The sequence below is a fragment of the Pseudomonas sp. TWI923 genome, assembly GCF_039673365.1.
Lineage (GTDB): Bacteria > Pseudomonadota > Gammaproteobacteria > Pseudomonadales > Pseudomonadaceae > Aquipseudomonas > Aquipseudomonas sichuanensis.
In genome coordinates, this window is the sequence record NZ_JBDJLM010000022.1 from 1 (window position 1) to 21,568 (window position 21,568).

Below are 21,568 nucleotides of genomic sequence, written 5' to 3' on the forward strand. Positions count from 1 at the left end.
GGGCTGCAGAGCAGCCCCGGCGATTTCTGCTTTCACGCTGAAATCCTGGGGCCGCGCTGCGGCCCTTTCGCGACACAAGGCCGCTCCTACAAAGACAGTCGCTCCGACGCTGCCCATTCATGCGTGGGAGCGGGCTTGCCCCGCGATTGGCTCATGCACCGAGAGAGGGACCGACGCACCAACGGGTGGCACGCCTTGACTGTTTCGACATATGATTCATATACGTTTCATATATACGGATGACTTAGCCATGGGCATCGTCAAGATCAACGACGAACTCCACGAAGACCTGCGCATCGCCAGCGCCGCCCTGTCGCGCTCGATCAACGCCCAGGCCGAACACTGGATCCGCCTCGGCATGCTCGCCGAGCTGCACCCCCAGGCCACTTACCAGGAACTGCTGCGCCAGCTGCTGCGTCAGGAACAAGCCAACCTCAAGGAATTGCTGCAATGAGCAAGGTGATACTCAAGGACGCCGCCCAGCTGGCACTGATGCGCCGCGCCGGGCAATTGCTGGCCCAGGTGTTCGCCGACCTCGACGGGTTCATCCGCCCTGGCGTGACCACGATGCAGATCAACGACCGCGCCGAAGCCTTCATCGTCGAAACCCTCAAGGCACGCCCGGCGAGCAAGGGCCAGTACGACTTCCCCTATGCGCTGAACACCTCGGTGGACCATGTGGTGTGCCACGGCATGCCCAAGGTCGACGAGGTGCTCAAGGAAGGCTCTATCGTCAACGTCGACATCACCCTGGAACAGGGCGGCTATATCGCCGACTCGTCGAAAATGTACTGCCTGGGGCAGATCAGCGCAGACGCCCGGCGGCTGGTCGACACCACCTACGCCGCGCTCTGGAAAGGCATCGAACAGGTCCGCCCGGGCGCGACCCTGGGCGATATCGGCCACGCCATCCAGGCCCATGCCGAGGCCGCTGGCTACAGCGTGGTGCGCGAATACTGCGGGCATGGCATCGGCCAGCAGATGCACGAGGCGCCCGAGGTGCTGCACTTCGGCCAGCCCGGTTTTGGCCTGAAGCTGCAGCCCGGGATGGTGTTCACCATCGAGCCGATGATCAACCAGGGCGGGCGCGGCACCCGCAGCCTGCGCGATGGCTGGACGGTGATCACCCGCGACCACAGCTTGTCGGCGCAGTGGGAACATACCGTGGCGGTGACCGAGAGTGGCTATGAAGTCTTGACCCTGCGCGCGGAAGAACAGCGCCACTGAGCCCTCAAGTCAACGCTCCTACAAGGGACTGCACAGGCCTGAAAGCGCAACCCCACGCCGCCAGCCATTGCATTACAATCCGCGCCAGTTCCCCCGAGCCTCAGGACCGACTTTCATGGAAGAATCCGCACAGCGCTGGCTGTTTGCCCTCTCTGCGCCCATGGCCGCGCTCAACGGCGCCAGCTACACTGCCGCCGAATACTACGAAGGCGAGGACCAGTCCGACCTGGAACGCTGGTGGGGCATCAGCAACCGTGCGCAACTGCTGGACATGCTCGGCATGGCCGACACCGGCCACGCCACCGAGGTGAGCGAGGCCTATTGGCAATACCAGCGCTGCCTGCCCAGCCAGTGGCAGGCGCTGCTCGACGGGCTCAGCCCACGTGAGCGCATCCGCCACGAATTCGCCGCACGCACCTTCCCCGACTGCGGCCCCGGCGGCACCCGCGCCTGGGACCTGGGGCGCATGAGCTTTTTGCTACGTGCCGGGGTCAAGAACGACTTGGTCAGCCGCGACGAAAGCCTCTACCTGCACTACCGCCTGGCCCTGCGCGCCCGTCATTATTACAACCGCTGGGACACCTACCTGGCCGGCTACCTGTTCGGCAAGGCGTTGTGGAACGTCAGCGACAGCAGCGACGAGACCTTCGCCGCCAACCTCGAACGCCAGGGCAGCGAGCACTGGAACCGCTGCATCCTGCTCAACCTGCGCCACGGCGCCCATGAACTGCTCGCCGGCCTGCCCTGGGACCTGCAACTGCCCGAACCGGAACGCCCCAACACGCTGGAAGAGGATTGCTGGTCATGAGCTGCTGGATTCGTCTGGGAATCGACCCCACCAACGACCTCGACGCCATCCGCCTGGCCTACCGTGGCCGGCTGCCAGCCCACCACCCCGAAACCGACCCGGAAGGTTTCAAGGCCCTGCGCGCGGCCTATGACGAAGCCTTGCGCCTGGCCCGCGAGCAAGAGGCCACGGCAGTTGATGACAGCGAGCAGCCGGCCGAGGAAGCCGCCGCGCACCCGGCGCTGCTCAGCTTCCACACCCTGCTCGAGGAGCCGGCCCTGCGCTTCGACCCGCAGGCCTGGCAGCGCTACATCGCCGAGCTGGACGAGCTGCCGCTGGACGAGCTGGACGAGCTGAGCTGGCAATTGCTGCGTGCCCTGTACGATTGCGGCCCGCTGTCACACCAGTGCGCAGGCATGCTGGCCCGCCGCCTGGCCTGGGACCAGCAGCTGCTGCGCCTGGAAAACCCGCAACCGGTGGAAGCCTTCCTGCGCCGGCTGGACGAACCGGATCCGTTCGATACCGGGCTGATGCGTGACTGGCCACCGACTGCGCAAATGGAAACCCTGTGGTACCTGCGCAGCCTGGAGCACTGCTTCACCCAGCGCCCGCTGTTCGAATACGAGCAGTTCGCCAGTGTGCACACCTGCCTGGCGATGCCCAATGACCAAGCCCTGGTAGAACGCCTGATGGTGCAGTTCAGCCAGGCCGGCATTGCCAGCAGCACCTTCCATGGCCTGCTGCAGGAGCGCTTGCAGCAAGCGCCCGACGACGCCGACCTGCTCTACCTGCTGGCCCGCCAGGCCGATGCCCTGGGCGCCGAACAACAGGCCCTGTACTGCTGGCTGCGGCTGTACCGTGAGCATCGGCATCCACAGGCCGAACGCTGGTTGCTCGACCTGTGCGCGCGCCATCAACCCCAGCGCCTGCCGCTGCTGATCCAGGCCTTCGACCTGCAACACACGCCTGCCGCCTGGCCCGCCGAGCTGGCCGACCCGGCCCAGGCCTGGGGAAGCCCGGGGCAAGCGCCGCAGACGTTGGCGCGCTGGGCCGAAGCGGCGCGCCTTGAGCTGGGCGGCATCGCCGCCACCTTCGTCGACTGGCGCCTGGACGGCGACGACGAGCTGCCATTGCTGGCCTGGCTACTGCAAGAGCAGCCCGAGCGCGAACTGCACCGCCTGTACTGGCAGGCCTGGGCCCTGCAACGCGGTGAGGCCGGGCTGTTGCGCCTGATCGTTGACCAACCGATCAGCGCAGACCCCCTCGACGCGTTGATTCTCGAAGGTTTCCAGCGCCAGGCCAGGCAACAACTGCACTGGCTGGAGCACTCGCCGGTGGTCCAGGCGCTGGTGCAGTTCTGCGCCAGCGACGACCCGGCGGTAACGCTGCCATATGCCTTGAGCGAGGCCGCTGTGCACCCGGTATGCCGCGAATGGTTGCGGCGCATGCGCGTGTATTCGGCCCAGTCGCTGCATGAGCTGAACAGCCATTTCGAACTGCGGCGCATGTTCACCGTGCCGTTCGCCGTGCAACTGCAGGCCAACCTGGCCGAGGACGGCGTGCTGTTACCGCCGCAACCGCAAGGCGAGGAGCTGTGGGACTGGCACCGTCAGCAGCTGTTCATGCTGGCCCTGGTCGACCAGCCCGCGCGCTGGCTGGCCCTGATCGACCCGGCGCTGCCTAGGCAGTTGCAGTACCCGAGTGAGCACCCGTTCGCCCAACTGCACGCCTTGCTGCAAGCCAGCGCCGAAGGCGGCAGTGGCCTGCTCGGCAGCCTGGATACCCGCGACCCGCTGCAACGCGCCGTGGCCAGCCGCCTGCTCAGCCTCAAGCAGGCGCTCGACAGCGCCCGCCTGCCCAGCGCCGCGCAACTGGCGGCCTGCCTGGACAACGACGACGGCGACCTGCTCAACGACTCCACCCTGGGCTACCTGCTGTTCTGCGCGGTGCTCTACCACGACCGCTCACTGGATGAGGAACAGCGCACGCGCCTGCGCAACCGCCTGGAGGCCGTGGACCTGCACGGTGCGTGGTTCGAGCCGCTGCGCCGCGGCCTGGTGGACGGTAAGGTCAAGTCGCCAGCCGCCGAGTACGTGGCCGCGCAAGGCGTCGAGAGCCGCGCCTTCAAGCAGGCGCTGGATGCCCTCGACAGCCTGCTCAATGATTGCACCCCGCCCAAGGTTCGGGTGCTGCGCGCATTGCAAAAGGTCAAGGACGACCCGCAGCAGGATCTCGGCCTGCGCTGCGCGACCACCGCGCTGCTGGGCTGGTCCGAGCGCATGCTGCGCAACGATCTGCAGCAGAAGCCGGCGCCGTTCTGGGCGGTGTGGAAACTCAACAGCCGGCTGAACCGCTCAGGCTTCGGCCTGCACCTGGTCGCCATCACCCTGTGCTACAGCCTCATGCTGACGATGCCGGCGCTGATCCTGGTAGTCATCGGGCTGGTGATCAGCGCCCTGCTCAGGCGCCTGCACGACCTCAATCGCGGCATCCCCTCGCTGATCATGCTGGTGGTGATCAGCCGCCTGCTGCCGATCCTGCCCCTGCTGCTGCTGGGCCTGCCCGGCGACCGGCTGCCGAACCGCTATGGCTCGGCGCCGGGGCAGCCGGGGCTGCTGGACGACAGCCTGCAGGCCACCCTGCGGCGCCTCAACGGTCAGTAGCGCAGTTCGTCGAGCGCCTGGCTCAAGGCCTGGCGCTCGCGGTTGATCTCACTGGCCTGCTGGCGGGCCAGCACGTTGTTGAAGGCATCCAGCCAGCCGCCAATCAGCTCGCGTTCATCGCCCAGGCTCTGCATCCAGGCGCGCTCAAGGCGAGCCAGCAGGGTGCGGTTGGGCAGGGTGTCGCGCGGGTGGATCTTCAGCTTGACCAGGCGCTCCTGGCTGGCCTGGCGTGCGTCAGCATCTAGCCCGGTGGGGCTGCGGTCGATGCTGTGGCTGTGCTTCTGGCCGCTTTCGAGGAAGGTCACGTCCACTTCCAGCAGGCCATTGATGTCGTAGCTGAAACGCACGTCCAGCGACTGGATCTGGCCGGTCTGCTGCAGCGGGATTTCGAAACTGTCGACCAGGATGTTGTCGCGCACCCACGGCCGCTCGCCCTGGTACACGGCAATACGGACGAATTTCTGCTCGGCATGGCTACTGTAGAAGCGCTGCACCTTGGAGGTGGGGATCACCGTATTGCGTTCGATGATCGGCGAGAACGCGCCGGTGACGTCTTCGCCGCGTGAAGAAGCAATACCCAGGGTGTAGGGGCATACATCGGTCAGGATCAGTTCGTCGATGGCCGCGTCACGGGCCTTGCAGGCGGCCTGGCTGGCGGCGCCGAGGGCGACGATGGTATCCGGGTCCAGGTGCCGGTACGGCAGGCGGCCGAACAGCTTGGCCACCAGTTGCTGCACCTGCGGCATGCGCGTGGCGCCGCCGACCAGCACCAGGCTGTCCAGCTCGCGCGGGCTCAGCCGGGCATCGCGCAGGGCCTGCTCGATGGGGGTACGCACCCGCGCCAGCAACGGCGCCCAGATGGCTTGCAGCTTGAGTTCGTCGAGCACCCATTCGCGGGCCTGGCCGTCACCATTCCAGTTCAGTGTGCAGCTGCCCTCGCCCGCTTCGCGTTTGAGCTGTTCGATGGCGTCGCGCAGGCTGGCCAGGGCCTGGCCTTCGAGGTCTTCGAGGGCGAGGTTCCAGTCGCGCAGGCAGGCCAGCAGCAAGGCCTCGGTGAAGTCTTCACCGCCCAGGTAGTTGTCGCCGGTGGAAGCATGCACCTCGATCAGCGGCAGCGCGTACTCCAGCACGGTGACGTCGAAGGTGCCGCCGCCCAGGTCGAACACCAGGGTGCGCTCGAATTTCTGCTCGTGCAGGCCGTAGGCCATGGCGGCGGCTGTCGGCTCGTTGATCAGGCGTTGCACGGTCAAACCGGCCAGCTCGGCGGCGAACAGCGTGCGCTTGCGTTGCTCGTCGCTGAAATAGGCTGGCACCGAGATCACCGCCTCGCTCACCGGGCAACCCAGGTAGGCTTCGGCATCCTGCTTCAGTGCGCCCAGCACCAGGGCCGACAACTCTTCCGGGGTGAAGTGGTGCTCGCCGAGCGCATAGCGCTTGTCACTGCCCATGAAGCGCTTGAACGCTGCGGCGGTCAGCTGTGGGTGAGTGGTCAGGCGCGCCCGCGCGGCCTGCCCGACAAGGATGCTGCCATCCTCATCGATGCTCACCACCGACGGGGTCAGCACATCGCCAAGGGCGTTGGGGATCAGTTGTGCGGCACCATCGCGCCAGACGGCAATCAGGCTGTTGGTGGTACCAAGGTCGATACCGAGTAGGGGCGCGGCTTGGGTCGCGGAGGGAGAGAGGCTGGCATCCTGCATGGTCGGTCTCGTGCTGGCGATAAGAACCGGCGCACGGCCTGCTGGCCACTTGCGGCGGACAGGGGATTCTGACCGGTCCGGCGCACCGGCGAAGGCCAGAAACAAAAAAAGCGACCCTAAGGTCGCTTTCTCTGTTGCTTCAGGGTGTTCAGTGGGCCCTGAAGCTAAATATGGCGCGGCGGACGGGACTCGAACCCGCGACCCCCGGCGTGACAGGCCGGTATTCTAACCGACTGAACTACCGCCGCGCTATACATCGAGTGGTGGGTGATGACGGGATCGAACCGCCGACCCTCTGCTTGTAAGGCAGATGCTCTCCCGGCTGAGCTAATCACCCTTCGTCTCGGTGTGGTGCGCATTCTACGGAGGAGCCTGTACCCTGGCAAGCACTTTTTTAATTTTTTTTGAATAATTTTCAAGGACCTAGCGCAGCCGCTGTTTTCTTCCTTTATAGGGTCGTGCTGGCCCTCTGACAGGGTTGGCCTGAACCCACCGCTCGGAGAATAATGCCCGCCTTATGTATTGAGGAGAGATTGCCCCCCATGTGGTTCAAGAACCTGCTGACCTACCGCCTGACCCAGGATGTCCCGTTCGAGCCTGAAGCACTGGAAGCTGCCCTGGCCAGCAAGCCGGCCCGCCCCTGCGCCAGCCAGGAACTGACCACTTATGGTTTCGTCGCCCCGTTCGGCAAGGGCGAGGACGCACCACTGGTGCACGTCAGCGGCGAGTTCATGCTGATCGCCGCGCGTAAAGAAGAACGCATCCTGCCCAGCAGCGTGGTCAACGATGCGGTGAAGGAGAAAGTCGAAGAGATCGAGACCGAGCAAATGCGCAAGGTCTACAAGAAGGAACGCGACCAGATCAAGGACGAGATCATCCAGGCCTTCCTGCCGCGCGCCTTTATCCGACGCTCGATGATCTTCGCCGCCATCGCCCCGCGCCAGGGCCTGATCCTGGTCAACTCGGCCAGCGCCAAGCGCGCCGAAGACCTGCTGTCGACCCTGCGTGAAGTGATGGGCTCGCTGCCGGTGCGCCCCGTGAGCGTCAAGATCGCCCCGGTCGCGACCATGACCGACTGGGTCAAGGCCCAGGCGCCGGCTGCGGACTTCTATGTGCTCGACGAATGCGAGCTGCGCGACCAGGCCGAGGACGGCGGCATCGTGCGGTGCAAACGCCAGGACCTGACCGGCGAGGAAATCCAGCTGCACCTGAGCACCGGCAAGGTGGTCACGCAACTGGCCCTGGCCTGGCAGGACAAGCTGTCGTTCGTGCTCGACGACAAGACCGTGATCAAGCGCCTGAAGTTCGAGGAGCTGCTGCAGGAGCAGGCCGAGCAGGACGGCGGTGACGAAGCCCAGCAACAGTTCGATGCCAGCTTCCTGCTGATGATGATGACCTTCAACGAGTTCCTGCCGGCGCTGTTCGAGGCGCTGGGTGGCGAGGAGATTCCGCAGGGGGTCTAAGCTATCCCGCATGCCGGTGCGGGTCCGGAGACGATCCCGATCTGCACCGCTCGACAACCTGCTACTTAGCCTTTTCACGGCCTTTCCCCCTCTGCAACACCGTTGCCGGGTGCGCAGCTGGATGCCTTCCATGTCAGCGTCAACCTGCGGCACGCAAGCACCGCTCCAATCCTGACGGTTTATCCTCCTTTCTCGCTCATCCAAGAAGGTAACGCCCCCATCAGAGGACGAGCTTCCTACTGCGCCCGCTCGACACCACTACGTAGGCTGACCTCACTTGAACGTGCCATACAACTACACCTTCAGAGGGCATAACCATGAGTAGTCCTACACTCGTCAACGAAAAATCATTTACCGCCCAAGTCTATATTCTCGACGGCGACATCAAACGCCCGATACGCATCGACGATGCCGGCTGGCTGTCGGTGCTCAATGGCAGCATCTTGCCCACAACCCTTTGGTTCGCATGCTATGAGGAAAACGGCCAACAGACCTACCTCATCAAGGAGCACACCAACGGCGCAAGCTCGAATGGTCCTGCCCTCAGCCTCAGTGCCAATGATTACCTGGGCCTTTACAAGAATGCGACGAGGCGCTGGATGGTACTTAAAGCAGACGGAAGCACGCTGCAAAAACAAGACCCAGCAGACGTCCAGGTGACGATCCGTACAATTGGTGGCAGGAACTGGAAGGTCAACGACAACTTCCTTAAGGTGCGTGAGGGCACAGGCAGTCGTATCCAGCTACACATCCTCAAATGGGGTGTCAGTCAGTTCTAGGTGTTCGGTGCCGCGCCTCGCGGTCGAGGGTTGTGGTGCTTTGACAGGCGGCTTGCCCGTCAGCCTTGATATGTGCATTATAGTGCGCACTGTGAGGACGACCTCACGACGCTGCGCGTGATCGTATCGGGGACGGCCCCATCATTAATAGATGGAGACACACCATGTCCTGGATCATCCTGTTCTTCGCCGGCCTGTTCGAAGTTGGCTGGGCTGTCGGCCTCAAGTACACCGACGGCTTTACCCGCCCCCTGCCCACCGTGCTGACCGTCGGCGCCATGGTCATCAGCCTCGGCTTGCTGGGCCTGGCCATGAAAGAGCTGCCGCTGGGTACCGCCTACGCCATCTGGACCGGCGTTGGCGCCGTGGGTACCGTCATCGCCGGGATCATCCTGTTCGGTGAATCCATGGCGTTGATCCGCCTAGCCAGTGTTGCCCTGATCATCACCGGCCTGGTCGGCCTGAAGGTCAGCGCCAGCTGACCTTGCGCCTTATCCCTTCCTAACGCACATCGCCGCGCAGCAGGCTCACCTGCTCGCGCAGCGCTTCAGGCTGCGCCGCTTCCACCGGGATGGCGGCGCCTGCCACGAGGGTCACCCGCGACCACAGGCGCTTGAAAAAGCCCTTGTTCGGGTCGCGACTGAAGAAACTGCCCCACAGCCCCTGCAATGCCAGCGGTATCACCGGCACTGGCGTTTCCGAAAGGATCCGGCTGACCCCACCCTTGAACACATCGATCTCGCCGTCGGCACTGAGCTTGCCCTCGGGGAAGATGCACACCAGCTCGCCCTCGGCCAGGTACTGCTTGATGCGGGCGAAGGCACGTTCATAGATCGCCTCATCCTCGCCACGCCCGGCGATGGGGATGGTGCCGGCGGTGCGGAAGATGAAATTGAGCACCGGCAGGTTGTAGATCTTGTAGTACATGACGAAGCGGATCGGCCGGCGAATGGCGCCGCCAATCAGCAGCGCATCGACAAACGACACGTGGTTGCACACCAGCAATGCCGCCCCTTCATCGGGAATACGCTCAAGCTCGCGGTGCTGCACCCGGTACATCGAGTGGCTGAGCAGCCAGATCAGGAAGCGCATGGTGAATTCCGGCACGATGCGGAAGATGTAGGCGTTGACCGCGATGTTGAGCAGCGACACCACCAGGAACAGCTGCGGGATGCTCAGCTTGGCCAGGCTCAACAGGACGATGGTGACGATCGCCGACACCACCATGAACAACGCATTGAGGATGTTGTTGGCGGCGATCACCCGGGCCCGCTCGCCTTCGGCGGTACGCGCCTGGATCAAGGCATACAGCGGCACGATATAGAAGCCGCCGAAGATACCCAGGCCGACGATCGAGGCCATGATCCACCAGGCCTGGCTCATGCCCAGCAAGTCCAGCCAACTGTGCGGCGCCGCGCCTGCCGGCACATCGCCCGAATGCCACCACCAGAGCAGGCCGAACAAGGTCAGGCCGAACGAGCCGAACGGCACCAGGCCGATTTCCACCTTGCGCCCGCTGAGGCGTTCGCACAGCAGCGAGCCCACCGCGATGCCCACCGAGAACAGGGTCAGCACCAGGGTTACCACGGTCTCGTCGCCGTGCAGCCAGTCCTTGGCGTAGGCCGGGATCTGCGTGAGGTAGATGGCGCCGACGAACCAGAACCACGAGTTGCCGACGATCGAGCGCGACACCGCCGGGGTCTGCCCCAGGCCCAAGCGCAGGGTGGCCCAGGACTGCTTGAAGATGTTCCAGTCGAGTTTCATTTCCGGTGCCGCTGCCGCCGCCCGGGGGATCCAGCGGCTGGCCAGGTAGCCGAGCACGGCAGTGCCGACCACCCCGCCGGCCACCACCGTGGCGTAGCTGGAAGCCGACATCATCACCCCGGCGCCGATGGTGCCGGCGAGGATCGCCAGGAAGGTGCCCATCTCCACCAGGCCGTTGCCGCCCACCAGTTCTTCTTCACGCAGGGCCTGGGGCAGGATCGAGTACTTCACCGGGCCGAACAGCGCCGAGTGGGTACCCATGGCGAACAGCGTCAGCAGCATGAGCTCCAGATGGCTGGTGATGAAACCGACGGCACCGATGGCCATGATCACGATCTCGGCCAGCTTGATCGCGCGGATCAGCCGGTCCTTGGCGAACTTCTCGCCGAACTGCCCCGCCAGCGCCGAGAACAGGAAGAACGGCAGGATGAACAGCAAGGCGCAGAGGTTGACCCAGATCGAGCGGTCGCCTTCCAGGCTCAGCTTATAGAGGATCGCCAGGATCAACGACTGCTTGAACAGGTTGTCGTTGAACGCGCCCAGCGACTGGGTAATGAAGAACGGCAAAAAGCGCCGCTTGCCGAGCAGGGTGAATTGCGAGGGGTGACTCATCGTCCGTGTACCTGTTTGGGCTTTGTCATTGGAGGCACGTTCAGCGCATAAAGCCACAAATCTGCACGGGAATGGACGATGAAGGCAAGCCCGTTGGCCGGCACGATGGAACGGCAACCGCGAAGCTGGCAGACTGCCGCCCCTCACCAACACGGAAGGTGCGCCCCTTGGGGCCGAACTGAACAGGGATGAAGGCCAGCCATTGATTCAATTGAATACCCACAACGCCCGGCTCAAGCGCACGCTGCAGGCGGCCAGCCACACCGCACGCACGGCCACGACCAAGCAGCAACTGCTGGCCGCCGTGGACGCCATGGCCGCCTTTTACGGCAACATGCAGTTCGACAACCGCTTGCCCTGGCTGATTGCCCTGCTCTGTGGGCCCCTGGCCATTGCCAGCATCGCAGGCTACTTGCAGGCCTACGAGCCGCTGCTGGCGCCGCTGGCCAAGCTGCTGGGCCAGAGCCTGCCGCAGCTGGCGTCCAACCTCACGCTCGGCCTGCTCGGCGCCGCTGCGTTCAGCCTGATCGTCCTTTACCAGCGCAGGAAGCTCATCCCTAATCTTGCCCACGACCTGGCCGAGCGCTCCAGCCTGATCACCGCCGGCCTGCAGGAAATCCCGGTGACCGACAGCCAGTTGCTTGAGGGCCTGCAAGCCGAGTTTCGCGACTATGTGCGCGGCAACCACAAACGCTTCCTGCGCCGCGCCGTGCAGGGCCACTATCAAGGCCGGCTGCACAGCTTCGACTACCGCTGGTACCACCTGCATTACGTGGACAAGCAGACCCACCAGGAAACCGAGTCCGATGGCAAAGGCGGCACTACCTCGAAAACCGTGACCACCTATCAGGAATACGATCGCTACAGCCTGGTGATCGACTTCCCTTGGGTGCAGGGCATCGCCCTGGGCGGCGGTAGCGGCGGCCGCTCATCCATGGTCGACATGGAGTACCCCTTCAAGACCGCATCGAGCGACTTCGACAGCGCCTTCAGCCTCACCGGCAGCTCGGCCATGGCCTGCGCCCGCTTCGCCAAGCCGGTGACGGTGCTGCACCTGCTCGACCTGCATCGCCAGCTTGATACGCCCAACCTGGAGTTTTCGCAGCACGGGCGCCTGTGCCTGAGCAGCAACGACAACCCGCTCGCTTTCAAGCTCACATGCGAGCTGACCCGCGCGAGCGATTTTCGCTTGCTGATCGACCACGGCGTGCACCTGCCACAGCTCAGCGCCCTGCTCGACGCCGTGCACACCCTGGCCGAGCAGCACGACGACAACTTCACAATGCCTACCCCGGCACAGCTACAGACGGAGCACTGACATGGACCTTTTCGCCCTTATCCTGTTGGCCGTGCTGATCGGCGTGCCGCTGATCGTCATCAGCCTGTACAACGGCATCGTCGGCAACCATAACCGGGTCAAACGCGCCTGGGCCGATGTGCTGACCTATGAAAGGCAGAAGACCAAGCTGCTCGATGCGCTGCAAGAGCAGGCCGGCCTGTACCGCGACCATGAACAAGGCGTGCTGGCTGGGATCACCCGCCTGCGCAGCGCCATTGCCGAGCTGCCTGTCGAGGCGGACGGCAAGCCCCTGGCCAAGGCCGAGGACGCCACCCGCTCGCTGCTCGGTGGGCTGCGCGTGGCCTTCGAGGCCTACCCCGAGCTCAAGGCCTCGGAGCTGATGAACAACCTCATGCGTGAAATCGCCGAGCAGCAACAGAACGTCGGCGCGGCCATCGTGATCTTCAACGGCGAAGTGGAGCGCTTCAACAACGGCATCCAGATGTTCCCAGGCTCCTTGGTCAACAGCGTGATGAACAAGCATGCGGCCGTCACCCCGTTCACCGATATCCAGGCCGCCGGCGCCTTCGACTACACACCCAACCTGTAAGACCGGTCAGCGCTGGGCAATGCACGGCGACACGAACAGCTCGCCGCGCCACGCCCCGCGCAAGGTGCGGCTGGCCACCAGGGCCCAGAGCATGGCCAGCGCCACCACCAGCACCTGACCGAACACGCTGAAGAAGCCGAGCTGCAGCCAGGCCGCCAGTTTCAACGTGGCCAGGCAATACACCCCCAGCGGGAAGGTGAAGCCCCACCAGCCCAGGTTGAACGGCATGCCCTGGCGCATGTAGCGCAGGGTGATCAGCACCGCCGTCAGCAACCACCACAACCCCGCGCCCCACAGCACGATACCGGCCACCAGCCCCAGGCCACGGGCCACCTCGCCCAGGCTGCCCAGGCCATTGGCGGCGAACACCGCCGGCGCGTCACCACCGAGCACCAGCATGCCCAGCGCACCGGTGCCGATCGGGCCCAGGGCCAGCCAGCTGGAGGCCGCCATGTTGGCCGGCGGCAGTTTGTGCAAGGCCATGCGCAGCATGAGGATGGTGAGGATGCTGAACGCTACCGGCAGCGACACCGCCCACATCACATAGCTGGTGATGACCACCAGGTACTGTGCGTGAGCGTCCGCCAGGTGCGGCGCCAGCAGCCCGCCGCTGGCGGCGGCGACTTCGGCAGCCACCACCGGCAGCAGCCACACCGCGGTCATCTGGTCGATGCTGTGCTCCTGGCGGGTGAACATCAGGTAGGGGATGGCCACCCCGCACAGCAGCGCCAGGCCCACATCCAACCACCACAGGCCCTCGACCCACGGCACCACCGCCTCGCCCCAACGCGCCAGGCCGAACACCAGCGCGCCATTGAGGATGGTGGCCAGCCCCATGGGGATGGTGCCGAAGAACATCGACACGGTGGAGTGGGCGAAAATCCGCCGGGCCTCGTCGAAGAACAGCACCCAGCGGGCGCCATACAAGACACAGAACAAGACGAACAGGCCAATGGTCAGCCACCACAGCCCTTCGGCCAGGCTGTCCAGCAGCGGGATGTGCAACTGGTGAAAGGCCAGTGCCAGCACGCCGGTACCCATGGTCGCGGCGAACCAGTTGGGGGTGAACTGGCGGATCACCTCGCGAGGATGGGCCAATTGGCTGAACGGGCGCCATGAAGGTGCGCGGGTCTGGGTGCATGGCATGGGCTGTCTCCTGGCCTTGTGTAAGGTGGATTCATCTTATGCCTTTGAAGAATATCTATATAACGGGTAATTTCTCTATCTGTTATCGATTTTAAAGATATAGCCCATGGCATGCCGCCTGGCATATGCTTGGCCGCTAACAAAGACAAGGATCCGTCGATGCTGCGCGCCCTTAAAAGCTACCCTGCCGCCGTCCGCCTGCTGCTGTTCACCACCTTCACCCTGACCACGGCCCGGGCGATCACCCTGCCCTACCTGGTGGTTTACCTGTCCGCGCACATGGCCCTGTCGATCGGCCAGACGGGCCTGCTGGTCGGTGGCGCGATGTTCCTGGCCTCGTTGCTGAGCCTGTATGGCGGACACCTGGTCGACACCCTGCGCAGCCACACGCTGATCGTGGCGAGCGCGCTGGTGTTCGCCCTGGCCATCGCGGGGATGGTGGCGAGTACCTCGGCAGTGCTGTTCTTCTGTTTCCTGGTGGTGGCCAACCTGGCCCAGACCGTGGTCGACATTGCCGCCAAGGCGGGGTTCTGCGCCTTGCTGCCCGAAGACCAGCGTGGCGAGGTGTTCGCCATCAAATACACCTTCAACAACATTGCCTGGGCCGCCGGGCCCATGCTCGGGGTGCTGCTGATCGAGGCCGACGACCACCTGCCGTTCCTGGTATCGGCACTGGTTGGCCTGGGCCTGAGCCTGGTTTATCAGCGCCTGGGCGAACGCGGCCTGTCGAGCCAGGGTGAGCACGCGCCGGCGACAGGCTTCATCCAGGTCGCCCTGGGCATGCTGCGCGACCGGCGTTTGGTGTGCTTCACCCTGGGCGGCGTGCTCAGCGCCGTGGTGTTCGGGCAGTTCACCGCCTACCTGTCGCAGTACCTGGTGGTGAGCATCCACGACCCCGCCGAAGTGGCGCGGCTGGTGGGCTACCTGGTGACCACCAACGCCCTCACGGTGATCGCCCTGCAGTACCTGATCGGCCGGCGCATGGCCCGCCAGCACCTGATGCCCTGGTTGATGGCCGGCATGGCCATGTTCATCGCCGGGCTGCTGGGTTTTTCCCTGGCCGGCTCGGCAGCGGCCTGGTGCCTGGCCATGCTGGTGTTCACCTTGGGCGAAATCATCGTCATTCCCGCCGAATTCATGTTCATCGACCTGATCGCGCCGGAACATCTGCGTGGGATCTACTACGGCGCGCAGAACCTCTCCAACCTGGGCGCGGGGCTGGGGCCGATGCTGGTGGGCCTGGCCCTGGGGTACATGGCGCCGGCGTCGGTGTTCTATCTGCTGATCGGGTCTGTGCTGCTGGCGGCGGTGTTCTACTGGTTGGGCACGCGCGGGGCGCAACAGCTGTAGGAGCGGCCTTGTGTCGCGATAGGGCTGCAAAGCAGCCCCAGAAATTCGCATGTGACACACAAGGCCGCTCCTACAAGGACCGAGCTGGGCGTGAGCCTGCGACGTCCTGCCACTGCGACCAACGTCGGCGCTGACGAACCCGCCCCTGCGTGCCAGACTGATTGATCGTGACCGCGTTTCATTTTTTGCTCCGGAGTTTGCATGTCGTTGTCCAGCGGGCTGATCGCCGTGGTCGCCCTGGCCTATATGGCCATCATGTTCGCCATCGCCTTCTACGGCGACCGCCGCAGCACCCCGTTGCCGCCGAAGCTGCGTGCCTGGGTGTACAGCCTGTCGCTGGCGGTGTACTGCACCAGCTGGACCTTCTTCGGCGCGGTCGGCCAGGCCGCCGAGCAACTGTGGGCGTTCCTGCCGATCTACCTGGGCCCGGTGCTGCTGCTGATCTTCGCGCCCTGGGTGCTGCAGAAGATGGTGCTGATCAGCAAGCAGCAGAACATCACCTCGATCGCCGACTTCATCGCCGCCCGCTACGGCAAGTCGCAAACCCTCGCCGTGGTGGTGGCGCTGATCTGCCTGGTCGGGGTGCTGCCCTACATTGCCCTGCAGCTCAAGGGCATCGTGCTGGGGGTCAACCTTCTGATCGGCGCCAATGCCGATGCCACCGGCAGCCGGGTGCAGGACACCGCGCTGGTGGTGTCGCTGGTGCTGGCGCTGTTCGCCATCGTCTTCGGCACGCGCAGCCTTGACGTCACCGAGCACCACCGTGGCATGGTCCTGGCGATCGCCTTCGAGTCGCTGGTCAAGCTGCTGGCGTTCCTCGCCGTGGGCGCCTTCGTGGTGTTCAACCTGTATGACGGTTTCGACGACCTGTTCACCCAGGCGCGCCAATCGGTACACCTGGAAAGCTACTGGCAGGAGACCATCAACTGGCCGTCGATGGTGGTGCAGACCGCCGTGGCGATGATGGCGATCATCTGCCTGCCCCGGCAGTTCCACGTCACCGTGGTGGAGAATATCGAGCCCCAGGACATGCGCCTGGCACGCTGGGTGTTCCCGCTGTACCTGGCCCTGGCCGCGCTGTTCGTCGTACCCATCGCCCTGGCCGGGCAGATGCTGCTGCCGGGCACGGTGATCTCCGACTCGTTCGTGATCAGCCTGCCGTTGGCCGAAGCCCACCCAAGCCTGGCGCTGCTGGCCTTCATCGGCGGCGCCTCGGCGGCCACCGGCATGGTCATCGTCGAGGCCGTGGCGCTGTCGACCATGGTCTCCAACGACATGCTGCTGCCTTGGCTGCTGCGCCGCAACAACGCCGAGCGGCCGTTCGAAGCGTTCCGCCACTGGATGCTCTCGGTGCGCCGGGTGACCATCGTGGTGATCCTGCTACTGGCCTATGTGAGCTACCGCTTGCTCGGCTCCACCGCCAGCCTGGCGACCATCGGCCAGATCGCCTTCGCCGCCGTGACCCAGCTCACCCCGGCCATGCTCGGCGCGCTGTACTGGAAACAGGCCAACCGCCGCGGCGTGTTTGCAGGCCTGGCCGCCGGCATCTTCCTGTGGTTCTACACCCTGGTGCTGCCGATCGCCGCCCACAGCCTGGGCTGGTCGCTGTCGCTGTTCCCGGGGCTGGCCTGGCTGCACGGCAACCCGCTGGACCTGCCGATCACCCCGCTCACCCAAGGCGTGGTGCTGTCGCTGGCGGGCAACTTCACCCTGTTCGCCTGGGTCTCGATCCTGTCGCGCACGCGGGTCTCGGAACACTGGCAGGCCGGGCGCTTCATCGGCCAGCAGACCAGCGCCCGCCCCAGCAGCAAACCGCTGCTGGCCGTGCAGATCGACGACCTGCTCAACCTGGCCGCGCGCTTCGTCGGCGAAGAGCGTGCCCGGCAGAGCTTCATCCGCTTCGCCTACCGCCAGGGCAAGGGCTTCAACCCCAACCAGAACGCCGACGGTGACTGGATCGAACACACCGAGCGCCTGCTCGCCGGGGTACTCGGCAGCTCTTCGACCCGCGCAGTGGTCAAGGCGGCCATCGAAGGCCGCGAGATGCAGCTCGAGGATGTGGTGCGCATCGCCGACGAGGCCAGCGAGGTGCTGCAGTTCAACCGTGCGCTGCTGCAGGGCGCCATCGAGAACATCAACCAGGGCATCAGCGTGGTCGACCAGAACCTGCACCTGGTGGCCTGGAACCGGCGCTACCTGGAGCTGTTCAACTACCCTGACGGGCTGATCAGCGTCGGCCGGCCGATTGCCGACATCATCCGCTACAACGCCGAGCGTGGCCTGTGCGGCCCGGGCGAAGCGCAGGTCCATGTGGCCCGGCGCCTGCACTGGATGCGCCAGGGCCGCGCGCACTCCTCCGAGCGGCTGTTCCCCAATGGCCGGGTGATCGAGCTGATCGGCAACCCGATGCCCGGCGGTGGTTTCGTCATGAGCTTCACCGACATCACCCCGTTCCGCGAAGCCGAGCAGGCCCTGCGTGACGCCAACGAAGGCCTGGAGCAGCGGGTGGCCGAGCGCACCCACGAGCTGTCGCAGCTCAACCAGGCGCTCACCGAGGCCAAGAGCCGCGCTGAGGCCGTCAGCCAGTCCAAGACCCGCTTCCTCGCTGCCGTCAGCCACGACCTGATGCAGCCGCTCAATGCCGCGCGGCTGTTCTCCGCCGCGCTGTCGCAGCAGGCCGAGGGCATGAACGATGAAGCCCGACAACTGGTGCAGCACATGGACAGCTCGCTGCGCTCGGCCGAAGAGCTGATCAGCGACCTGCTGGACATCTCGCGCCTGGAAAACGGCAAGGTCACCCCCGACGTCAAAGCCTTTGCCCTCAACGAGCTGTTCGACACCCTCGGTGCCGAGTTCAAGCTGCTGGCCGCCGAAAAAGGCCTGGCGTTCCGCCTGCGCGGCAGCCGCCTGCGGGTGGAAAGCGACATGAAGCTGCTGCGCCGGGTGCTGCAGAACTTCCTCACCAACGCCCTGCGCTATGGCAAGGGCCCGATCCTGCTGGGCGTGCGGCGCCAGGGCGAGCGCCTGTGGCTGGAGGTGTGGGACCGCGGCCCGGGCATCGCCGACGACAAGCTGGCGGTGATCTTCCAGGAATTCAAACGCCTGGACAGCCACCAGACCCGCGCCGAAAAAGGCCTGGGCCTGGGCCTGGCGATTGCCGATGGCTTGTGCCGGGTACTGGGCCATCGGCTGGAAGTCCGCTCCTGGCCGGGCAAGGGCAGCGTGTTCCGGGTCAGCGTGCCGATTGCCCGCAGCGCCGCACCGGCGACGCCGGCACCGATGGAGCAGCCAGGCCAACCACTGGCCGGGCTGCAGGTGCTGTGCGTGGACAACGAAGACAGCATCCTGATCGGCATGAACAGCCTGCTCAGCCGCTGGGGCTGCCAGGTGTGGACCGCCCGCAACCAGGCCGAATGCGAGGCGCTGCTGACCAAGGGACTGCGCCCGCACCTGGCGCTGGTGGACTACCACCTGGACGATGGCGAGACCGGCACCGGGCTGATGGGCTGGCTACGGGCGCGCCTGGGCGAGCCGGTACCGGGGGTGGTGATCAGTGCCGACGGGCGCAACGAGACCATCGCCATGGTCCATGCCGCCGGCCTGGACTACCTGGCAAAGCCGGTCAAGCCCGCAGCGCTGCGCGCCCTGCTCAATCGGCATCTGAGCCTGGTTCAGTAACGGCTTCGTCGCTTAAGGCGCGCTCGATCAATTCGGCCGGCAGGCTCTTGCTGGTCCGGGCGCCGAGCAGCTTGAGCTGCTCGCTGCGGCTGACCAGGTTGCCGCGCCCTTCGCAGAGCTTGTTGCGCGCTGCGGCGTAGGCCTTGTCGACCTGTTGCAGGCGGGCGCCGAGTTCGTCCAGGTCCTGGATGAACAACACGAACTTGTCGTACAGCCAGCCAGCGCGCTCGGCGATCTCGCGGGCGTTCTGGGTTTGCCGCTCTTGCTTCCACAGGCTGTCGATCACCCGCAGGGTGGCCAGCAGGGTGGTCGGGCTGACGATCACGATCTGCCGGTCGAAGGCTTCCTGGAACAGGTTCGGCTCAGCCTGCAGCGCCGCCGAGAACGCTGCCTCGATCGGCACGAACAGCAGCACGAAATCGAGGCTGTGCAGGCCATCGAGGCGGTTGTAATCCTTGCTCGACAGGCCTTTGACATGGTTGCGCAGCGACAGCACATGCTGCTTGAGCGCGGCTTCGTCGTTGTTGCTGACGAACTGCTGGTAGGCGGTAAGGCTGACCTTGGCATCGACCACCACCTGCTTGTCGCCCGGCAGCATGATCAGCACATCGGGCTGGAAACGCTCGCCATCGGCGCTCTTGAGGCTGACCTGGGTCTGGTATTCGCGGCCCTTTTCCAGGCCTGCGTGCTCCAGCACCCGCTCAAGGATCAGCTCACCCCAATTGCCCTGGGTTTTCTGGCCCTTGAGCGCCTGGGTGAGGTTGGTGGCTTCGTCGGACAGGCGCAGGTTGAGCTGCTGCAGGCGCTCGAGCTCCTTGCCCAGCGAGAAGCGCTCGCGGGCCTCCTGCTGATAACTTTCCTCGACGCGTTTCTCGAACGCCTGGATGCGCTCCTTGAGCGGGTCGAGCAACTGGCCCATTTGCTGCTGGCTGGTCTGGGCGAAGCGCTGCTCGCGCTCGTCGAAGATCTTCGTGGCCATTTCGGCGAACTGGGCGCGCAGGGTGTCACGCGCTTGCTGCAGGTCTTCCAGGCGCTGTTGGTGGCTTTCCTGCTGCTCACGCAATTCGGCCTCCAGGCGAGCCGCCTGCGCTTCAAAGCGGCGCAGCTCGGCTTCACGGTTGGCACGCTCCAGGCTCCAGGCGTGGGCGGCGTCGCGGGCATTGTCGCGGTCGATCTGCAAGAGCTCCAGCTCGCGCCCCTGGGCGGCCAACTGGGCCTGCTTGACGGTGTTGGCTTCGCTCAGATCGCTGATCTCGTCACGGCCGGCGTCAAGCTGGGCCTGCAGGCCTTCGTGGGCCAGCTGGGCACTACTCAGGCGCTCTTCGAGCAAGGCCCGTTCTGCGTCCCGGGCACCCTGGCGGCGCTGAACCTGCATGACCCATCCCAGGCAGGGCAAGGCACCCGCCACCAACCCCAGCAGAATGCTGGTCAGATCCACTGCCATGGTTACCCCAAACGATCTTTTGCGAATGCTGCGCAGCTTATCAGCAGCTTGATCAGCTTGCCTGCGAGGCCTCATCGCAGGGCAAGCCTGCACCCACAGTGCGCAGCGCGATCAGCTGTCACCCCACTGGCGCAACAACCGTCGCGCCTCCTGTGAGCCCTGCCCCGCCGCCAGCTCCAGCCAGTAACGGGCCTGCTCGGGCTCCTGGGCCTGACATGCACGCCCGTACTCCAGCTGTGCGCGGCGATCACCGGCACGTGCAGCCTGGCGCAGCAGCTCGTGGCCGATGCGCCGGTCGCGGGCGTTGCCACAGTCGCGGCACAGCATCTGCCCCAGGCGGCTCTGGGCCACCACCACACCCTGGCGGGCCGGCTGTTTGAGCATACGCCCGGCCAGGTGCTTGACGCTGGGCTTGTCGCCCAGGCGCGGGCTGTCGAGCAGCCACAAGGCAACTTTCAGGGAAAAGTGTTTTTTGGGGGGCAACGATGTATCCGGACTGGCGAGGTGTTTACCGCGAAACTTCATGACCGACAGCGTAGGTGACTCAAGAGGCGCGCCACTCTACTCTTTTTTTTTCGCTACGGCCCGGCAGACTTTCGGCCAGGATCGATTTTTTTTCATGTTTTTTTCTTGACGTTTTTGCGAGGCGTATCTCCACCCCCGCTGCACCACCCCGATTGTCGGACACTTGCTGAAACTGCTGGCACGCCCGTGCTAGAGCAAGTGCTCGTGACAATCCACAGAAGCTGTGGATAACTCGGTGGACAACCCCCTCATGAAGCCCGCAAACCCCTATGAACCGGGGCTTACAGTCAAACTGTCGATTTTTTCACCAGTAAAAATTAGTGTTTTTTTTCATTGACTTAAGCTTGCAGTCAAGTCATTGGCGAAGCGTTTGCAGCCTGTTGCACGGGGCTAACAGCCACTGTCTCAAATGTGTACAAGTGCACCATCAAACGGCATGGGCGTGCTCGAAAACAGGCCATCCAGGCATTCAATGGGGCAGTTCCCCTCTTCACAGCACCGACAAGAATCGACATAATGGCCGGCTTCGCTGAAAACAACT

General features: G+C 64.8%; 16 protein-coding genes and 2 tRNA genes. 11 read left to right on the plus strand and 7 right to left on the minus strand.

Annotated features, from left to right (window positions below):
• The first annotated feature begins 250 nt into the window (after positions 1-250).
• The 4 genes from ABE459_RS11425 to ABE459_RS11440 all read left to right on the plus strand — a co-directional run bounded on the left by ABE459_RS11425 (position 251) and on the right by ABE459_RS11440 (position 4,677).
• Positions 251-454, plus strand: a complete 204-nt coding sequence (locus ABE459_RS11425) for a ParD-like family protein (RefSeq protein WP_110993070.1) — start codon at positions 251-253, stop codon at positions 452-454.
• Positions 451-1,227 carry a type I methionyl aminopeptidase gene (map, locus tag ABE459_RS11430; RefSeq protein ID WP_125463022.1) on the plus strand — a complete coding sequence of 259 codons (777 nt, stop codon included), beginning with the start codon at positions 451-453 and terminating at the stop codon, positions 1,225-1,227. The genes ABE459_RS11425 and map overlap by 4 nt, the downstream gene beginning before the upstream one ends.
• Positions 1,228-1,342: 115 nt before the next feature.
• Positions 1,343-2,035 (plus strand): DUF1266 domain-containing protein, encoded by a 693-nt coding sequence (locus ABE459_RS11435; RefSeq protein ID WP_323831536.1) that lies wholly within the window; start codon positions 1,343-1,345, stop codon positions 2,033-2,035.
• Positions 2,032-4,677, plus strand: coding sequence for a DUF805 domain-containing protein (locus ABE459_RS11440; protein ID WP_323831538.1), 2,646 nt, complete (start codon positions 2,032-2,034; stop codon positions 4,675-4,677). The genes ABE459_RS11435 and ABE459_RS11440 overlap by 4 nt, the downstream gene beginning before the upstream one ends.
• On the opposite strand, the gene ABE459_RS11445 is transcribed toward ABE459_RS11440, so the two are convergent.
• The 3 genes from ABE459_RS11445 to ABE459_RS11455 form a co-directional block, all read right to left on the minus strand.
• Positions 4,671-6,377, minus strand: a complete 1,707-nt coding sequence (locus ABE459_RS11445) for a molecular chaperone HscC (protein ID WP_323831540.1) — start codon at positions 6,375-6,377, stop codon at positions 4,671-4,673. The two genes, ABE459_RS11440 and ABE459_RS11445, sit on opposite strands and share 7 nt — an antisense overlap.
• Positions 6,378-6,548: 171 nt before the next feature.
• A tRNA-Asp gene (locus ABE459_RS11450) sits at positions 6,549-6,625 on the minus strand.
• 13 nt (positions 6,626-6,638) lie between these two features.
• Positions 6,639-6,714 (minus strand) — tRNA-Val (locus ABE459_RS11455).
• A 205-nt stretch (positions 6,715-6,919) separates the two neighbouring features.
• Here ABE459_RS11455 and rdgC point away from each other — a divergent pair.
• The 3 genes from rdgC to sugE all read left to right on the plus strand — a co-directional run bounded on the left by rdgC (position 6,920) and on the right by sugE (position 9,101).
• A complete protein-coding gene (gene rdgC, locus ABE459_RS11460) occupies positions 6,920-7,840 on the plus strand; it encodes a recombination-associated protein RdgC (protein ID WP_110993065.1) in 921 nt (306 codons plus the stop codon).
• A 317-nt stretch (positions 7,841-8,157) separates the two neighbouring features.
• Positions 8,158-8,619 (plus strand): hypothetical protein, encoded by a 462-nt coding sequence (locus tag ABE459_RS11465; protein WP_323831542.1) that lies wholly within the window; start codon positions 8,158-8,160, stop codon positions 8,617-8,619.
• 164 nt (positions 8,620-8,783) lie between these two features.
• The gene (sugE, locus tag ABE459_RS11470; protein ID WP_023631604.1) at positions 8,784-9,101 is read left to right on the plus strand and encodes a quaternary ammonium compound efflux SMR transporter SugE; all 318 of its coding nucleotides are present in this window, start codon (positions 8,784-8,786) and stop codon (positions 9,099-9,101) included.
• A 19-nt stretch (positions 9,102-9,120) separates the two neighbouring features.
• Here the strand turns inward: sugE and ABE459_RS11475 are convergent, their stop codons facing one another.
• Positions 9,121-10,995: an MFS transporter gene (locus tag ABE459_RS11475; RefSeq protein ID WP_323831551.1), complete on the minus strand. Its 1,875-nt coding sequence runs from the start codon at positions 10,993-10,995 to the stop codon at positions 9,121-9,123.
• Between the two features lie 202 nt (positions 10,996-11,197).
• On the opposite strand from ABE459_RS11475, the gene ABE459_RS11480 reads away from it, so the two are divergent.
• Both ABE459_RS11480 and ABE459_RS11485 read left to right on the plus strand, forming a co-directional pair.
• Positions 11,198-12,313 (plus strand): hypothetical protein, encoded by a 1,116-nt coding sequence (locus tag ABE459_RS11480; RefSeq protein WP_323831553.1) that lies wholly within the window; start codon positions 11,198-11,200, stop codon positions 12,311-12,313.
• A 1-nt stretch (position 12,314) separates the two neighbouring features.
• Positions 12,315-12,884 (plus strand): LemA family protein, encoded by a 570-nt coding sequence (locus tag ABE459_RS11485; RefSeq protein ID WP_323831555.1) that lies wholly within the window; start codon positions 12,315-12,317, stop codon positions 12,882-12,884.
• 6 nt (positions 12,885-12,890) lie between these two features.
• Here ABE459_RS11485 and ABE459_RS11490 read toward each other — a convergent pair whose 3' ends face one another.
• The gene (locus tag ABE459_RS11490) at positions 12,891-14,030 is read right to left on the minus strand and encodes a TDT family transporter (RefSeq protein WP_323831557.1); all 1,140 of its coding nucleotides are present in this window, start codon (positions 14,028-14,030) and stop codon (positions 12,891-12,893) included.
• 159 nt (positions 14,031-14,189) lie between these two features.
• Between ABE459_RS11490 and ABE459_RS11495 the strand changes: the two genes are divergently transcribed.
• Together ABE459_RS11495 and ABE459_RS11500 are read left to right on the plus strand one after the other, a co-directional pair.
• Positions 14,190-15,380, plus strand: coding sequence for an MFS transporter (locus ABE459_RS11495; protein ID WP_258705884.1), 1,191 nt, complete (start codon positions 14,190-14,192; stop codon positions 15,378-15,380).
• 201 nt (positions 15,381-15,581) lie between these two features.
• Complete coding sequence (locus ABE459_RS11500; protein WP_125463012.1) at positions 15,582-19,058, plus strand: PAS domain-containing hybrid sensor histidine kinase/response regulator; 3,477 nt, start codon at positions 15,582-15,584, stop codon at positions 19,056-19,058.
• On the opposite strand, the gene rmuC is transcribed toward ABE459_RS11500, so the two are convergent.
• Together rmuC and ABE459_RS11510 are read right to left on the minus strand one after the other, a co-directional pair.
• The gene (gene rmuC / locus ABE459_RS11505; protein WP_346648031.1) at positions 19,030-20,388 is read right to left on the minus strand and encodes a DNA recombination protein RmuC; all 1,359 of its coding nucleotides are present in this window, start codon (positions 20,386-20,388) and stop codon (positions 19,030-19,032) included. The genes ABE459_RS11500 and rmuC overlap by 29 nt on opposite strands.
• A gap of 225 nt (positions 20,389-20,613) precedes the next feature.
• Complete coding sequence (locus ABE459_RS11510) at positions 20,614-21,027, minus strand: sel1 repeat family protein (protein ID WP_125463010.1); 414 nt, start codon at positions 21,025-21,027, stop codon at positions 20,614-20,616.
• Positions 21,028-21,568: the final 541 nt, after the last annotated feature.

Excerpts from the sequence above, each read along its gene's own strand:
- ABE459_RS11425 (WP_110993070.1), top strand. The coding sequence starts at position 251 with ATGGGCATCGTCAAGATCAACGACGAACTCCACGAAGACCTGCGCATC.
- map (WP_125463022.1), top strand. The coding sequence starts at position 451 with ATGAGCAAGGTGATACTCAAGGACGCCGCCCAGCTGGCACTGATGCGC.
- ABE459_RS11435 (WP_323831536.1), top strand. The coding sequence starts at position 1,343 with ATGGAAGAATCCGCACAGCGCTGGCTGTTTGCCCTCTCTGCGCCCATG.
- ABE459_RS11440 (WP_323831538.1), top strand. The coding sequence starts at position 2,032 with ATGAGCTGCTGGATTCGTCTGGGAATCGACCCCACCAACGACCTCGAC.
- ABE459_RS11445 (WP_323831540.1), bottom strand. The coding sequence starts at position 6,377 with ATGCAGGATGCCAGCCTCTCTCCCTCCGCGACCCAAGCCGCGCCCCTA.
- rdgC (WP_110993065.1), top strand. The coding sequence starts at position 6,920 with ATGTGGTTCAAGAACCTGCTGACCTACCGCCTGACCCAGGATGTCCCG.
- ABE459_RS11465 (WP_323831542.1), top strand. The coding sequence starts at position 8,158 with ATGAGTAGTCCTACACTCGTCAACGAAAAATCATTTACCGCCCAAGTC.
- sugE (WP_023631604.1), top strand. The coding sequence starts at position 8,784 with ATGTCCTGGATCATCCTGTTCTTCGCCGGCCTGTTCGAAGTTGGCTGG.
- ABE459_RS11475 (WP_323831551.1), bottom strand. The coding sequence starts at position 10,995 with ATGAGTCACCCCTCGCAATTCACCCTGCTCGGCAAGCGGCGCTTTTTG.
- ABE459_RS11485 (WP_323831555.1), top strand. The coding sequence starts at position 12,315 with ATGGACCTTTTCGCCCTTATCCTGTTGGCCGTGCTGATCGGCGTGCCG.
- ABE459_RS11490 (WP_323831557.1), bottom strand. The coding sequence starts at position 14,030 with ATGCCATGCACCCAGACCCGCGCACCTTCATGGCGCCCGTTCAGCCAA.
- ABE459_RS11495 (WP_258705884.1), top strand. The coding sequence starts at position 14,190 with ATGCTGCGCGCCCTTAAAAGCTACCCTGCCGCCGTCCGCCTGCTGCTG.
- ABE459_RS11500 (WP_125463012.1), top strand. The coding sequence starts at position 15,582 with ATGTCGTTGTCCAGCGGGCTGATCGCCGTGGTCGCCCTGGCCTATATG.
- ABE459_RS11510 (WP_125463010.1), bottom strand. The coding sequence starts at position 21,027 with ATGAAGTTTCGCGGTAAACACCTCGCCAGTCCGGATACATCGTTGCCC.